This window comes from Desulfomonilaceae bacterium (assembly GCA_041662605.1).
Taxonomy (GTDB): domain Bacteria; phylum Desulfobacterota; class Desulfomonilia; order Desulfomonilales; family Desulfomonilaceae; genus CAJBEZ01.
On record JBAZSD010000012.1, the window covers coordinates 103,165 to 118,613 of the forward strand.

The following is a 15,449-nucleotide window of genomic DNA, read 5'->3' on the forward strand; positions in this document are numbered from 1 at the left end:
AATTAGTTACCTTCCTTAGTTGACCAACTGTTTCAATTGATTAACCCGATCTTTTGGTAATGAGTTCTCCAGGACTGGGGTGAGGGTGGGCTCTGCCCATAAACCGGCTATTTTGATTATGACGTTCAAGGAATCTTCTTTTTTGGGGGATACTTGAGGCTGGTTTTCGGGTTTATTCTCCGATGAATCGATACCCAACTTCTTGAGTTCCTTATCCAGGCCCATTATTTTCAAGAGTCCCTCGTTTTTGTGAATAATGTCTTTAACAGCAGGGATGGAACCTAAGGCGGCCAGTGGGGCTGCAGACGTTCTCACATAACTAAGGATGTCCATCTGCTGCGCCTTGAGGTTTACGCTGCCGATGGCCCCCATAATGAGTTCGGACGCCTTCAATCTAAAATTGTCCGTTTTTATTATGCCTGAGTCCAACGTTAGATCTGCCGTAGCTGATTGTAGCTCGAAAGGATTGAACTTCTTTGACTGTTTGCTCTGGTTGAGAAATGGTTCGATCAATGCGCTGGCGCGCGCCAGAACGGAACCAAGTTTTTCACCGGACAGTCTGCCCGGTCCAGCCGAAAGTGAAGCGTTTCCTTTTAGTTTTCCGGGGTTTTCCAATCCCTCCAGGTTCAAGGACGCTGTAACAGGGGCCTCTATTGTTCCATGGACATTACCTTTGAGGCCTTTGCCTTCAAGTGAAGAACCCCTCAAATGAAAAGTTCCCGTAATCTTATCAAAACTCAAAGGACTCTTTGAGGGTTTGTAACCGACCGAAACAAGCTGAACCACCCCATTTATCGGTTCCTGGTTACCGTGACCTCCACACGTAAGGTCGGCTCGAACAAGACCGGACAACCCTGATTGTTCCAACGAGGGGAAAAGCTTGGTCAAGGCCGTAAAATCGGCCTCCTTTAGATCGAGTTTTCCTGACACTGCTCGGCTTGCCTTGAGATTGATTGTTCCGGAAGCTACGGCCAGAAGTCCTGGCGCCTTAAACCCTAATTGAGCTACCTCAATTAGCCCTGGAGAGCTGGAACCCGAGGCGGAGATGTTTAATTCAACCCCGGCCTTCTTGAAAAACCATGTCCCGATAGAAACACGAACATCTCTCAATGGAGCTACGAATGACCATTTCAGCGAATCAGGGGCGCCTGAAACCCGAAAAGACACGTTCGAGACCCCTTCCATGTCTACCGGCGCTTTGGATGGCAGCCCGAGAAGATCAATAACCTCTCGGCTTAACGTCAAACCGCCGTCGAGGTTCAAATCCATTCCCTTGGAATTCAATCGATGGATGTTCCCTTTAACCAGGAGAAGTGTCTTTTTGTTACCCGGTAGGCCAACTCTGAGGACTAGATTCTTAACATTCGTCGTGGATTTTTGCGCCGATATCTCAGTATCCAGACTTACCGGACAGCCCGAAATAGGCTGAAATCCAGGAGCCAATTTGATTGTAGTGTCGGACACCCTGAGTTTGATGTCCATTTCTTTGGGAAAAATGGACAAAGGTCTGGATTGGTCCAACGAAATGACAGTTTGAGCCCGGAATCCCGCTTTTACCCCCGGTTCTTTATCAAAAACCGATTTTAGCGACAAATCTGCTAGTGAAAGATCTCCGAGTGTCTCAACCTTAAGGTTTTCCAGGGGGCCTTTCAGATGCGCCGTGGCAGAGATCGGTCCGCGCAGCGTAAAGTCTTTGGGTAAGCTGATTCCTAGATGTCTTAGCCACTCACCCCTTATGTTTATTGTGGTTTCGATGTCTAGAAATTTGCGTTCGGACAGGGGTTCGCCTACCTTTCCCTTAAGAGACATAAGCCTGTCCAGGGATTGGTTTTCTAGATGGAAGTCCGTAATTGTGAATGAATCTGAGGTGAGCTTAAAGGCGAGGGTAGCCGTTAGTTGATTTCCAAGGAAACCAAATTTGGCAGGGGCATGAAATTCGCTAAGTTTTGCAGATCCGGAGACAGACCAACCCACGGTCCTTGTCCAGAAGCCCTGAAAATCCGTCTTGATTGAGCCGCTGTTTCCAAGTATATCGAGAATGTCATTTGGCAAACCTGAGGCCATGCTTCTGACCGGAATATCCTCTGAAGTCCCCTTCAGCTCAATTTCCTCAACTTGCCTGAAATCCGAAGTCAGCGCTGCGGACGCTCTCAGCTTCAATGCGGATGAATGATCTTTTCTTTGAAACATTCCGGCGGAAACTTGAAAAACCGGCAATTTCCCCGGTTCAATTTTGGTTGAAAAGCCAACATTGTTAAGTTCAACTTGTTTAAACCACGAAGCTGCGGGAGTTGGGAGAAACCAAAGGTTGGTTATTTTGGCGGATTGGATTTTGCTTTCTAGACTTGCTTCCTGAACAGATAAAAAGTCCTGACTCACCCTGGCGAAACCCTTTGTCGCCAGTTCTGAACTCTCAAGGCCCGGGGAATTTGGTAATCCGGTGATGTCAATATCAAACCTGAACTCCTCACGTTTAATCTGACCATTAATCTTTTCAAAGGCCAAATGGACAGGAGTTGAAGATCCTGTTGAATAGTCATCAAGGAAAACCTGGCACGACTCCAAAACAATAAACTTGATCGGCCATGAGATTCGCTGCTCCGTAGGGAGACTGGAAGGCGCCGTTTCCTTATGGGGTTGGGTCGACTCGGGACCATGAGTTGGCTCCCCCGTTTCTCTCTCAGACGTCGTGGAGGTTGATTTCTTTCCTGAAATTTCAGGCTTCCCAGAAAAAACGCTTTCGATTTTTCCACCTGAGTCTCGATACATCCCGACTACGGCTGAAGACAGCCTGAGATTCTCAATTGACGGGCTACCAGTAACTATACTCCAGAGACCTAAACTCAAGCGCAAAGAGTCTGCTGTGAAAAGGGGACGTTTGTTATTATCTCTTATGGCGATGCCTTTAACAACCAGGTTTATCAATGAAGGAAAACCTAATTTGACTTGTACCTTTCCCAACGATGTTTCCCGTCCTGTCGCCTCATTGATCTTGTTCTCCAGGACGCGTTTCAGGAACGTGGTGTCAGGCAGAAACTTTGTTAGAAGTAGAAGTCCAACTCCCGCGAAAAGACAGACAGAGAGTATTATGATGATCAGTTTTTTTGGGAAAGTCATAGCTTGTCTACTTTTTGGTTTGGCAGGGAGGATTTGCATTTTCTCAGACGCTCCCCGAAAAGGGCGCAAATTTCCCTGGTTTTGAAAGTCAGCGCCTTACCTGGGGTCTGGTCGCTTCCAGCCGAGTAGTTCAAGGGACCAGTCTTCCAAAGCATCCAGACATCTGCTGTCCAGCCTCAACCTGTGGCGCCCGCCAGGGATGATTTCCAGCTTGGTTATCCCTGATGGAGCATGGCGATACAGTTCTTTCGCCTGATCCAAAGGTATCAATTCGTCATCATCGCCATGAATGATCAACAGGCTCTTCCCCTTGAAGTAGGCGATCCATTTTCTGGGCTCAATTTCAACGAAACCATGTTCCCATTTTTGAGCGTCAACAGGAAAATCGGGGTTTCTAATTATTCCTCTGTCTTTGAAATCTTGAATAATCACCGATACATCTTTGCTGAAAATCTCGAAATTGGATGGCGTTCCAACAACCGCCAGTCCGAAGACATTCGCGTTGTCCGCCGAAACGTTTATAGCGGCTGCTCCTCCGCCACTAAAACCCACAAGTATGATTCTCGTAGGATCTATAAATGGGGTATTGATTATCTTGTCCAGCACGGCGCTCAGGTCTCTGGCCCAACCCATCATATCGAAGTCCCCACCGGAATCCCCACAGCCTCTGAAGTTAAATATCGCCGCGGCCAATCCGAGGGAAGAAAACCGTTCAGCCAGACCTTCATATCCCGGATCATCTGATGGTCGTGGGGAGCCGCTTCCCGGTATCCCGTGACAGATAATGACACACGGGTACAGCATATGCGGCTGACTGGCCGGAAAGTATATCTTCCCCTTTATTCCGATTCCGTCCGACATTACTGAAAACGCCTCAATCATGCGAGAACCCGTAGGGTCTATATGAGAAAAGGTTTGAGGCGCCTTATTTATCCTGAGCGCTTCCAATAATCTACTGAACATTAAACGGATCAAACTGAATTCCATGAATGACATCCTATGGCGAGTGTTTGGAGGAATTTCTCGTCACTCCACATCTAAAAGGGCTTGCCTTCCTGTGTTGGAGACGTGCGCCGTCATTATTATATTGTATACAAAACGTTTTCGCCATCCTGGTTAAAAGTAGTATTTATAGCTCAGTAAGCTTGTATAAGAATAATTTTACAAAATCAAGGCGTGCGCAATTTAATGTGACGCGCTTTATCTATAAAGACAAGTCTTATAGTTGTTGCAAATTAACCTGTATTAGTTTAGGTTTTGGTGGAAGGATTGAGGTTAACTTATGATTTGTAAGGTGATCTGCAAGTTTGGATTGTCTCGATCCTTGATGATTCTGACAGTGTTGAGTTTTCTTCTTCCTACCGCTTTAGTCATATCAGCAGAGAATCAGGCTGAAGATATTTGTAAACCTGAACTCCTCAATTCACCGGTTGTCGAGTTAGGCGCCGCTGCGATTTTCGAGTGGGCGTGTGATGAGCGAAAAAGCGCGGGTGAGGGATTCTATGTCGTCTTTATAAGACCTTCAGGCACTTATGTTTTACTCAAAGTCCCCAAAGGAAGAACAAGCTTTGAGTTTACGCCGGACACGGTGGGCCAATGGCGCTGGATGGTAATCAACACTCATCCGGACAGAACCAAGCCTGACATAGAGTCAGCTCTTGGATTTTTCAAAGTCAATATGGCGCCCGACGGCAAGTAATATGAGCAGACGTCTTTGAGGATAGAGCAATTTTGGCGCCGAAATACAAATTTAATTCTAGAAAAACAAATTATCGGGAACGTAGGTCATTTACGAATGTCTTTGTTGAGTAAAGCACAATTCCTGTACAGGGGTTGGCGAAAAATGTGGCAATCAGAAGGAGCATATCATGACTAGGAGCCTCTATAAGGCAAAAAACACACTATTTATTCCTCTTTTCGCACTTATTTCACTTAGTCTTATTTTTCCTATCCAATCTCTCGCCGCAGCTCCGGCCGTTCTTAAACAATTAGATGACGCTTTTGTTCAGGTCGCGGAAAAGGTAAAACCCGCTGTAGTGAACATCAGTTCAAGCAAAAAAGAGACTGTCAGATCCTCTGAAGGAGCGCCTGATCTCGAACCATTCTTCAAGAATGGGCCGTTCAAGGATTTTTTCGGACAGCAGGAACCATTCAAGAAGTTCAAGAAAGGTCCTGGAGGGGGCAGAGAGGTTCATCCTCAAGGGATGGGATCGGGTGTAATAATTTCAGCCGACGGTCTCATCCTGACCAATGCCCACGTAGTAAAAGATTCGGACGAAATTAAAGTAACGATTTCTGACAAAAGATCATTTAACGCGACGGTGAAAGGTATCGATGTCGAGAGCGACATAGCGGTCGTCAAAATTGACGCCAAGGACCTGCCTATAGCTCATCTGGGTGATTCCGACAAACTCCAGGTAGGTGAAATAGTCTTCGCCATCGGTAACCCGTTCGGGCTGAACAGAACGGTAACTTCCGGTATCGTGAGCGCCACAGGTAGAACTAACGTCGGAATAATTGACTATGAAGACTTCATACAGACCGACGCCGCCATTAACCCTGGAAATTCAGGTGGACCGCTTGTGAATATAGACGGTGACGTAATTGGTCTAAACACTGCGATTGCAACAAGGAGCGGCGGTTATCAGGGTATCGGTTTTGCCATTCCTTCGAACTCGGCAAAACTGATTATGGATGACCTGGTCCAGCACGGAAAGGTTAAGCGTGGCCTCCTGGGAGTCAATATTCAGGATATGAATGAATCACTAGCCAAGTCCTTTGGCCGAGGTGACGCGGAGGGCGCTCTTGTGTCACAGGTTATCGAAGGCAGTCCGGCTGAAAAAGCGGGCATCAAGGCAGGCGACATAATACTTAAGTATAACAATGAGGTTGTAAAAGGCGCGGCCAATTTAAAGAACATAGTTGGCAGGGAAAAACCCGGTTCGTCAGCGACGTTGACAATTTACCGTGACAAAAAAACGATGCAGATTCCTGTGAAAATCGCTGAACGTACAGACAAGACCGTGGCTTCTAAAACTGGAAGCGGGAGTTCCACCGCCGAGACATCCAATGATCTTGGAATCGAAATAGAGAAGACGCCTGCGGATGTGGCCTCCAAGATGGATCTTAAAGAAGGCCAGGGCCTATTAGTAAAAGACATTAGCTCTGATGGAGTTGGAGCAAGGATGGGTCTTCGTTCAGGCGACGTGATTCTTGAAGTAGACGGCGCTACTGTTTCGGACGTCGCTTCGTTTAACAAGGCGGTGTCTGAGGCAAAAAAGAATAAGGTTATCAGACTGAAAGTTCAGAGAGGGAAAGCAAAGATTTTCCTTGCCTCTTCCCTGGATTAGTTCAAGAGCCTGAGGTGTCGAAGTCCGGTTGATTCGGGCCATTGAGGTTCGAACAAAGCCGGGCTTGCCCAGAAAATTCGAAATAAAGTTATTCTTTGTTCGTGACAACGGTTGGGACCAGCAAATGGTCTCAACCGTTTTTATTTGATTGGTAATATTTAGCCAAATGAAACGTTGAATCTGAATCCATGAGGGGCGAGATTTTTCTCCAGAATTCGAGCCGCTGTCAGGAAAAGTGTCCTGTGTTCCCTTGCGCTCCCGGTTCTGGGTGGTTCATTCGGCAAGAGATCATTGCGTGCCTCGAATATAGCTTCGTTGAAATATCTATCCAGAGCTTCCGGCCATGAATCTGAGTGTGTCTCATCTTCCCGCAGAAGCGGATCACAAGGTGGTTCCTTTTCTCTAAAGGATTTTTCCACCCTTATGTCTACGAAGAATCCCGGACTGTAAATAATCCGCGCCATCACCAAATCGCCATGTAAGATTTGAACCGTTACAGTCATGAACGCCTCAGTTTGACTACATCAGAAACAAAAAAGGATGTCAATCCGCGTAATTCCGCTTGAGGGGGTTTTAGAATCAGTGACATTTCGAGTCCCTTGACAAAAATAATATATGAGTTTAATGAAACGTATCTTTAGAGAGGGTTAATTTTTATCATCACCGGCTTGCAGATTCCGGCAACCTAACCTGAGAGACAGGATCCCAAATCAAGTCAAGACTATTTCGGAGGCCATTATAAATTATTCTTTAATATCAGTAGATTGTTATCTCGCGTCTCAACAGGCGAGCCATCTAATCTGGTTTAGATTTGGGGATCTCAACCTCTTCCGGCTTTAACGAATTTTCAGAGTCGGAAACTAAGAGCAGGTCGCACGGAAAATTTCTGAAATCGGGTAGGAGGTTGGAGCGGAGATATGGAACCTAGTCCAATGCTTGTCAAGGGAAACCGGGACTCGGACAGACCTTACCGAAAAGTGGACTGCGATCACTACAGTGAATGCCTGAATGTAGCGCTAAAATTCCGCTGGTCTGATTTTTCGTGTTCGGAGTGCAACGCCTATTCGCGAACCAGATTTATCGAACAGGCTACAGGGTCTGAGGATTATTGGTAAGAATGAGCTGATATCCTCAACATTTCTCTGGATAAGTCTACCTGGCAATTGTTATTATATTGAAAACCGGGCTGGGCGAAACCTTCTGGATACCACGCAGAGGAGGCGCCTAGCCTTTTGTTTGCCGAAAAGTTTGCGCAGAGATCAGTGTCAGTGGAGGATCTATGGGAACAGTGCCGAGAAACAGAACAGGGTCCCAACAATATGATGAGGACAGCCTTGGATTTGGCGATATCTTTACGGATCACATGCTCACAATTGAATGTTCCGCGAGTGAAGGGGGATGGGGAGAGGCCAGGATAGTCAAGACAGAAGATTTGAGTTTGCATCCTGCGGCGATGGTGCTGCATTACGGCCAGCAGGTCTTTGAGGGATTGAAGGCTTTTTCAGGCCCAAAAGAGTCGGATATATTGCTATTCAGACCTGATATGAATATAGCCCGCTTTAACAGATCTTGCGAACGCCTGTGTATACCAAAATTAGATCCCAAGATGTTTATGGACCAAATGGCCGAGCTTTTGAGAACGGACCGGGACTGGATACCCAGATCGCCCGGAACATCCTTGTACATTAGACCCACAGCGATTGCCATGGATGCCCATCTTGGAGTAAGACCTTCTCACAAGTACTTATTTTTTATTATTCTTTCACCCGTGGGAGCATATTATCCTGAAGGCTTTGAACCTGTGAAGATAATGGTTACCGATAAATATGTCAGAGCGGCTTTGGGCGGAGTTGGAGAAGCCAAAACAGCGGCAAATTACGCGGCGTCTCTGAGAGCCGCTGAAGAGGCCCATGACCTTGGTTTCACACAAGTTCTCTGGCTCAATGCCGTAGATAAATCCTCTATTGAAGAAGTTGGCACCATGAACATATTTTTCCGGATAGATGATGAAATTGTAACCCCGGAACTTGGAGGTACAATTCTCCCGGGTGTTACCCGTGATTCTGTTTTGCGTCTTTGTAGATCCAAAAATATGAAGGTCTCTGAAAAGGTAATATCCATCGATGAACTGGTGTCATCAGCCAAGACCGGAAAGCTGCAGGAAATCTTTGGATCGGGAACCGCCGCTGTTATTTCACCGGTTAGTCATTTCCAATATTTGGGAACCGACTATATCGTGGCGAACGGAAAAACCGGGCCGGTGGCAAAAGAACTTTTTGATGAAATAACCGACATTCAATTAGCAAAGAGACCCGATCCATTCGGTTGGGTAGTAAACGTCGGGTGATTGTAGATTTCCAATTGAATTGGATTGTCTCGTCTAGCCCTTAGCAGAGAAGATGAGAAACAGCACAAAGGCCTGCGGATAAAAGCTATCCGTGGGCCTTTTCATTTAACCGTTTTTATTCTCTACCCTCTCGGGTGGGCCTTCTTGTGAACTTCCTTCAGCCTTGTTTTGGCTACATGCGTGTAAATTTCGGTTGTTGAGATGTCGGCGTGGCCCAGCATCAGTTGGACAGACCTGAGGTCGGCTTCATTTTGTACGAGGTGAGTAGCAAATGAATGCCTCAAAGTATGAGGAGAAATTTCCTTTAAGATTCCCGCTGTTCGAGCCGCCTTCTTGATTATCTTCCAGAAAGCCTGACGCGTCATAGGTCCGCCCTTTCGAGTTACAAACAAATATTCACTTCTCCGGGGACCAATAATCATAGGCCGAATGTTATCGTAATAGGCCATGATTTTGCTTGACGCCGTAAGTCCAATGGGGACTACCCGCTCCTTGGAGCCCTTTCCCATTACAGTCACGCAACCAATTTCCAAATCTACTCTGTAGGTCTCAAGCCCCACCAGTTCGGAAACCCGTAACCCGGTACCATAGAGCAATTCAATCATGGCGTCGTCTCTGGCGCCCTCAGGGGTGGAAAGGTCCGCGGACGAGATCAGTACCTCCACCTCCCGTTGATCAAGATATTCAGGAATACGCTTTGGCAGCCTCGGCGTTTCGATGTATTCACAAGGGTTTTCCGTGATCTGGTCAGTTTCTATCAGAAACTTGAAAAAACCTTTAAGACAGGACAGCTTTCTGGCCCTTGTTCTCGGCGTGAGTCCCTGCCGGTTAAGCAGTTCCAAGAAAAGGAGGATATGCTCCTTTTGAATGTTAGTTGGAGACAATACGCTTCTTGATTTAAGAAACAGGGTTAAGTCTTTAAGATCCGAGGAATATGATTCGATCGTCAGTTGCGCCAAGCCTCGGTTTACGATCGCGTGGTCTAAAAAAGAGGTCACCACCGCATCTATTTCTCGAAAGTCTGAGTCTATATTTGTATTGAGAGTCAAAAAAAGCGTAATCTCCAGGTTGGCGACAGAACTTAAAGTCTAAAACGAAATTTGTGTTGGAAACGTTTTTTCAGCAACGTCTTTCTCCATATCTGTCAAGTGTCTTACTAGTTTTTCCCTTATTGAATCAATCTCGTCAAAGTCGATTATCTTGTTCCCATTTTGATCCTGTATGTAAAAAATGTCAGCGGCCTGATCTACCTCGGTTGAGATCTTCGCAAGGACAATGTTTAGACCCATGCCTGACAGCCTGCGAGTAATATCGTAGAGTAGCCCGGGTCGGTCATGTGCGTAAACTTCTACAATCGTGGCATTGTCTGAACTAGAGTTATCGATCTCGACCTTTATCGGGAAACGCGGTTTAGTCGTTCTTGTGAACATGCCTCGCGCTTGCCTCTTGGTTTCAACAAGCGTATCTACATCTATCTCCCCGGCAATCACCCTCTTGAAATCATTTTGGAAATTTGCCCATCTTTCGGGATCGTCAAGAGGACCTTCAGGAATATTGTTTACATGGAGTGTAGACAGCGCAACTGGACCTATCAAATGAGTCCAGGAACTCAATATGTTTATTTTGTTTGAAGAGAGTGTTCCTGCAATCTTGCAAAACAGGCCGGGTTGGTCATGGAGGATTAGTGTTATTGAACTGTAACCGCGCTTGGTGTGGTCGATTTTCTTTGCAATCAGATCGTCCGGGCCCAATGTTTCCCTCTGGGTTTGAAAAAGCCGCCTCTCGATATCCATGAAGTGATCAACGATGATTCCCGGGTAAAAATCAAGACAGTAACGTGGGCTAACGCGTGAGAGAAAATCATCCAGTCTTGGGCCTCTGTATTCAACCGGAACGAGTTCCCTGACTGCCCCTTTGATCTCCTTTACCCAGTCCGACAAATCGTCTCCACCGCCTTCTTCGCCCTGAATTACGTCGAGTGTCCGGTAATACAGTTCCTCGAGAAGCATTTTCTTCCAGGAATTGAGCGCAGTGGGGCCAACCGCCTTCAGATCCGAATATGTCAGGAGTAACAGCAAATCCAGCCTGTGTTTAAACATCACGTTTTCTGCAAAACGATGAATTAAATCCTCGTCATGAATATCTTTCTTGAAAGCGAGATGAGTCATCGCCAAGTGATTCTTGATTAGAAACACCACATCTTCGATATCATCCAGAGGCAGCGCCAAACGCTGCAGAATCGGTCTTGCGATTTTTTCGCCTCTGATTTCGTGTCCCGATCCACTCCCTTTGGCGATATCATGGAAGAGCCCGGCCAGCCGCAGGACCAACGGCTTGTCCAGTTTGGAGAAAATCGTTCTCAACAGCGTCTCATCTTCGGGTCCGTCCGGCTCCCCCATCTCGTCGATATTTTCAAGTACGGCCATGGTATGGAGATCGACCGTATATTGATGGTAAATGTCGTATTGTGGCAGGAACCTTATCCTTGCGAAGGCCGGTATGAATCGTTCCAGAAAACCGACTTTCATCATTGTGTTCAATGTCTGGGCCACGTTCCTTCGACACTCAAGTATCTCAATGAACAGTCTATTCGCGGACGGGTCGTTAATCATCTCGTCGCCGATTTGAGAAAGCTTGGATCGGATCAGGTCAACGAGCCTTATGTCAAAATCGCAGCCGGTTTCAGCAATTAATTTGAAAGCCTGTAGCAGTTGGCTTGAATCGCTGCCAAAAGATTCAGGAGTCAAGAAATTGATGCCGCCCGCGCCGAGACAAAATGACGCCCCGAATTCCAGTCTTTTCGTGTTGGAAACCAATTTGGGCCTCAGAAATAGCCTTGCTCGGGCGAGCAGTTGCCTCCCAAAGAAATCTATAATAGCGGCGTATCTGTAATACTCCCTCATAAAATTTTCAACTGCCGGCCGTTCAGGAGCGTCATGAAAGTTCATCTCCGTGGCTATTAGAGCCTGACAGTCAAATTTGAGTCGATCATCACGGCGCCCCTCGATAAAATGGAGACGGGTTCTGGTCTCTGCGAGGAAACGCACGCCTTGCTTAATTTCCATTACTGACTTGGCTGAACAGAGACCGGCTACCACAAGATCATCCAGGTTGGAGCAACCGAATATCATCCTGGCCAACCAGGTCAGAAGCTGAATGTACCTCAAGGAGCCGGGGCCTTCCTTCAGGTGTGGCTCAAGCAGGTAAATGGTGTGACCAAACTTGTCGGAAGATTTTCTGATCTCGGCTTCAACTCTAAGGTAAAGGTCTAAAGGATCCGATTCAATTATCAGACGATCTCTTTGGACAACAAGGCTTCTATATATCTCGGCGGATCCCCAAACTCTTCTGATGTCCATGAGAGAAGTCAGGACCGCCAAATCCTTGTCCGCCTCGTGTCTGCATTCACTCACAGTCCTGACGGAATGCCCAAGCTCGATTCTCGCGTCCCACAATAGATAAAGGATGCTTCTGATAGCCCTGTATATGCCTTCGGGCGCGTTTTCGGGTCTAAGAAAGAGGAGATCGATGTCGGAATAAGGACTCATCTCCTTTCGCCCATATCCGCCCAGTCCTATGAGGGCTATATCCGTCTTCCAGTAGCCGAGAAAGTGGTCACAAACCTGACACATGAGTTCGTCATAGACCGGATGCATCTCAAAATTTGCCGGATCCGTTTTGCCGACCTCGCGATACGCGACTATAGCGTCGCGAATTCTTTGAATCTGTTCAGCTTTATCATGGGTGGAAAAGATAAATCTCATAATTTGGGAGTCCTTTTTCATAGACCTAGTAACAGTGAGTCAATTTCGATCAAATGAATTGTGTTCAATATACGCTATGCCCTCAATTTTTACTCATAATATTTAGCGCCATTTTGTTGCGACCAGCGATATAGGCAGTGTCAATATTCACATAAAAGCAATAAGTTAAAGTAAATACATAAAGTATAATGATTACAATAGTTAAGGTTTAATCATTGTTGACTAGTCATCGCCCTTATGTTATTGTAAGTCCATTCCATATGAATTGTTAGTTTTTTTAAGATCCTCCGTTTTTGTTATCACTCAGGATCGACTATTTTTACGCAGCAGGCTGAATTTAATAGGCTTTCCGCACTAGCTACACGAATCATTTCGTTGGGGCTCGGGCCTTTAAAGTCAAGTCTTGCGGCTTGCAATAAAGGATTGGTATGGTCAATCGCCTGCGGGTCGTCATCTGGACGACCGCCGTCATACTATCGTATACCCTTTTCGTAGCGCCTCCGGTTGCGGCTCAGTCTCCATCGCCGCTCGACGTTCTCTCGGATCTTGTGTCTGAAGTAAGAGCCCCTGATTGGCGCTATTCAATTGGTGTAAAGAAGTTTTTTAACAGTTTCACTTCATATCAGTTCCCCAACCCATTTCCTCCCAATCAGGATCCACTGAGTAGACTCGAATTTCCTATCGATCAATGGTTTTTTGGAGGGGATTACGAGTATTTGTCCAGATTTTGGTCAGCACGGTTTGAGAGTTGGGTCAACATCAACAAAGAGAGCCTGTCCCGGATGCACGACAGCGACTGGGATGACGAACACCAGCCTTTCCAGAAGACGATCTTCAGTGAATCAAACTGCCGCCTGAACAGTGGATGGTTGCTCGACCTGAGAATCTGCTTGAACCCTGAAATATCGATTTTCAAGACCGCAAGGCCCATAATGGGAGTGAGGTATCAGACTTTCTCATTTACCACGCACGATGGTTATCAGGTAAGTCTTGACGGGGGTTCAACCGATCTACCTGGGGACGGGATAGATTTTAACCAGACTTTTTACCAGTATTACCTTGGACTGGCAGTCCAAACTCAACTCAACACATCAGGAATTTTCAGGCGATTCCCCACTACGGACCTTGAGGTGGCAGCAGACTATGCTTTGGTCACGGCGAAAAATCAGGATCTGCATCTGCTACGTTCAGGCCAACGTATAACCGTCGAAAACACAAGCGGACACTGTTGGCATCTTGGCGCTACTGCTTCCTGGAATATGCGTCGTAACGTGAAGGCGATGATCGATGTAGACTTTAAACGGATAGTCACGAATGGTGGGCATCAACTCACAAACAGCCTGTTCAACGTTGACTTCTCGTTTGATGGATCCAAGGTCTGGTCCGATCAGTTTTCAGTAACGGCCTCAACTGAATTAATCTTCTGGTAAAACGATTCAAGAACTAATCATTTGATCGGGGTAATCTGGAATTCAGGGGGAAGTTTACAGTTATGTCTATGCGTGGAACAGCTTCGGTAAACGAACCGAGCGTCAGAAGAAGATACCAAACTCCATGCCGTAAAGGGCCCAATTTAGATTAAGATCCCAAGTCTGGCCGAACGTAGGAAGAAGGCTTGCACCGGCATTGCTTGTATCGGTATTGCTACCGCTGATTGACAGGGTGGTACGTTCATATTTTAGTCGTGAAAACAGGTCGAAGCGATAGATCTGAGGTCTGAAAACGAGTGCGGCCCCGACACTAGTCCATGGCGATCCCTTTAAGGGAAAATCGGCCCAGGCTTCGAAATGCACAGGAAATCCTAAAATCTCAGGTGGCACATATCTGATGTAGGCTCCGATGGTAGCAGGAGCTGTACTTTCAAAATAAATATTGGTATTTCCCTTGGGATCTGAGTATTTAGTAGGGAAGTTGTTAAACCTGAAAAATGGGCTGTTCAACGACCATTTGGTCGCTACTCCAGCAGTAAGCCAGGGGCCCTGAATTACGTCTATGTCTCCGGAAAGAATTACGGCGTTAAAGAAAAAACCATCAAAGTGTCTCCCGCGACTACGAGCCTCAAAAATTGAATAGTCAGCCTTTGCGGCGAAGCGCCAAACCCTGAACTTTGCAAAAAAATCATAAACAATTGGTCCACCGTCCAAGGACCGTACGTAAACGACGGGCTCTGTCAAACCCCCATTATCATCTGCGTGGTTATTGAGAAGATCGTGAGTGACGCCGTTTCCAGATAGTAAGATTTTTTGGAACATAGGAGTGGCAAGGTCAATTCCAAGTTCACTCCGGAATGTATCGCCAAACCCGTTAGGCGGAAGAAGGGGACCGAACACCGACTCGATGGATTTCAGCGGTAGCATGGAACCCAGGCCAAAATCGTAGTATTGAGCCCTCGCGTGGCTCCACCCCACAGCCGATAGCGCAAATATGAAAATTATATAAACAATAGCCTTTTTGAACGGGCTTTTTCCCATGCGGCCCTTCAAGCGGGTGAAATTGGTATCGTGAGCGGAATTTAATCACACAAAAGGTTGGTTCGTCAAGATAAATAGATTTCGTGCGCCTGAGCCGAAGCAACGTCGCTTCGGGTCAGGCGCAACAAGAACTAAGCGGAGTAGAAAAAGGGGAATTTACAACAGGCCTCTTTTAGCCAGCACAGGGATGGGAGAGACGAGATGTTTCTCGAACCAGCTCTTGGCCTTTGGGTCATTAAACGCCACGCCTATGAGTTCGGTAAGATATACTATAGGCATGTGGTACACTCTACCTGCGGCCTTGGATATATCCGACTGTCTGGTGTCAAGGTTAGCCTGACACATCGGACACATCGTCACCATTATGTCCGCGTCTACCATGAGGGCCATGTCAATGAGC

The 15,449-nt window shown here is 46.7% G+C and carries 12 protein-coding genes; 5 read left to right on the forward strand and 7 right to left on the reverse strand.

The features are described from left to right. Positions 1-15: 15 nt before the first annotated feature. Together WC647_11355 and WC647_11360 are read right to left on the reverse strand one after the other, a co-directional pair. Positions 16-3,156: an AsmA-like C-terminal region-containing protein gene (locus WC647_11355; GenBank protein ID MFA6222897.1), complete on the reverse strand. Its 3,141-nt coding sequence runs from the start codon at positions 3,154-3,156 to the stop codon at positions 16-18. Between the two features lie 57 nt (positions 3,157-3,213). Further along, positions 3,214-4,104: an alpha/beta fold hydrolase gene (locus WC647_11360; GenBank protein MFA6222898.1), complete on the reverse strand. Its 891-nt coding sequence runs from the start codon at positions 4,102-4,104 to the stop codon at positions 3,214-3,216. 295 nt (positions 4,105-4,399) lie between these two features. Between WC647_11360 and WC647_11365 the strand changes: the two genes are divergently transcribed. Next, positions 4,400-4,816 (forward strand): hypothetical protein, encoded by a 417-nt coding sequence (locus tag WC647_11365; GenBank protein MFA6222899.1) that lies wholly within the window; start codon positions 4,400-4,402, stop codon positions 4,814-4,816. A gap of 169 nt (positions 4,817-4,985) precedes the next feature. Then, positions 4,986-6,467: a DegQ family serine endoprotease gene (locus tag WC647_11370; GenBank protein ID MFA6222900.1), complete on the forward strand. Its 1,482-nt coding sequence runs from the start codon at positions 4,986-4,988 to the stop codon at positions 6,465-6,467. A 158-nt stretch (positions 6,468-6,625) separates the two neighbouring features. Here WC647_11370 and WC647_11375 read toward each other — a convergent pair whose 3' ends face one another. Beyond that, positions 6,626-6,970, reverse strand: coding sequence for a hypothetical protein (locus WC647_11375; protein MFA6222901.1), 345 nt, complete (start codon positions 6,968-6,970; stop codon positions 6,626-6,628). A 414-nt stretch (positions 6,971-7,384) separates the two neighbouring features. Between WC647_11375 and WC647_11380 the strand changes: the two genes are divergently transcribed. Both WC647_11380 and WC647_11385 read left to right on the forward strand, forming a co-directional pair. After that, a complete protein-coding gene (locus WC647_11380) occupies positions 7,385-7,582 on the forward strand; it encodes a hypothetical protein (protein MFA6222902.1) in 198 nt (65 codons plus the stop codon). Positions 7,583-7,746: 164 nt separating this feature from the next. Continuing rightward, on the forward strand, positions 7,747-8,814 hold the full coding sequence (locus tag WC647_11385; protein ID MFA6222903.1) for a branched-chain amino acid aminotransferase: 1,068 nt from the start codon (positions 7,747-7,749) through the stop codon (positions 8,812-8,814). 122 nt (positions 8,815-8,936) lie between these two features. Here WC647_11385 and xerD read toward each other — a convergent pair whose 3' ends face one another. Together xerD and glnD are read right to left on the reverse strand one after the other, a co-directional pair. Further along, a complete protein-coding gene (gene xerD, locus WC647_11390) occupies positions 8,937-9,863 on the reverse strand; it encodes a site-specific tyrosine recombinase XerD (GenBank protein MFA6222904.1) in 927 nt (308 codons plus the stop codon). A gap of 39 nt (positions 9,864-9,902) precedes the next feature. Further along, a complete protein-coding gene (gene glnD / locus WC647_11395; GenBank protein MFA6222905.1) occupies positions 9,903-12,578 on the reverse strand; it encodes a [protein-PII] uridylyltransferase in 2,676 nt (891 codons plus the stop codon). Positions 12,579-13,006: 428 nt separating this feature from the next. Here glnD and WC647_11400 point away from each other — a divergent pair, with 428 nt between their 5' ends. Beyond that, positions 13,007-14,008: an omptin family outer membrane protease gene (locus WC647_11400; GenBank protein ID MFA6222906.1), complete on the forward strand. Its 1,002-nt coding sequence runs from the start codon at positions 13,007-13,009 to the stop codon at positions 14,006-14,008. Positions 14,009-14,110: 102 nt separating this feature from the next. Here the strand turns inward: WC647_11400 and WC647_11405 are convergent, their stop codons facing one another. Together WC647_11405 and WC647_11410 are read right to left on the reverse strand one after the other, a co-directional pair. Further along, positions 14,111-15,049, reverse strand: a complete 939-nt coding sequence (locus tag WC647_11405) for a hypothetical protein (protein MFA6222907.1) — start codon at positions 15,047-15,049, stop codon at positions 14,111-14,113. Between the two features lie 156 nt (positions 15,050-15,205). Beyond that, positions 15,206-15,449, reverse strand: a 244-nt coding sequence (locus WC647_11410) for a heterodisulfide reductase (protein MFA6222908.1), incomplete at its 5' end; no start/stop codon positions are given.

Bases quoted from the DNA above. Each gene is read 5' to 3' on its own strand.
- WC647_11400 (MFA6222906.1), top strand. From the start codon at position 13,007: ATGGTCAATCGCCTGCGGGTCGTCATCTGGACGACCGCCGTCATACTA.
- WC647_11360 (MFA6222898.1), bottom strand. From the start codon at position 4,104: ATGGAATTCAGTTTGATCCGTTTAATGTTCAGTAGATTATTGGAAGCG.
- WC647_11375 (MFA6222901.1), bottom strand. From the start codon at position 6,970: ATGACTGTAACGGTTCAAATCTTACATGGCGATTTGGTGATGGCGCGG.
- WC647_11385 (MFA6222903.1), top strand. From the start codon at position 7,747: ATGGGAACAGTGCCGAGAAACAGAACAGGGTCCCAACAATATGATGAG.
- WC647_11370 (MFA6222900.1), top strand. From the start codon at position 4,986: ATGACTAGGAGCCTCTATAAGGCAAAAAACACACTATTTATTCCTCTT.
- WC647_11380 (MFA6222902.1), top strand. From the start codon at position 7,385: ATGGAACCTAGTCCAATGCTTGTCAAGGGAAACCGGGACTCGGACAGA.
- glnD (MFA6222905.1), bottom strand. From the start codon at position 12,578: ATGAGATTTATCTTTTCCACCCATGATAAAGCTGAACAGATTCAAAGA.
- WC647_11405 (MFA6222907.1), bottom strand. From the start codon at position 15,049: ATGGGAAAAAGCCCGTTCAAAAAGGCTATTGTTTATATAATTTTCATA.
- WC647_11355 (MFA6222897.1), bottom strand. From the start codon at position 3,156: ATGCAAATCCTCCCTGCCAAACCAAAAAGTAGACAAGCTATGACTTTC.
- WC647_11365 (MFA6222899.1), top strand. From the start codon at position 4,400: ATGATTTGTAAGGTGATCTGCAAGTTTGGATTGTCTCGATCCTTGATG.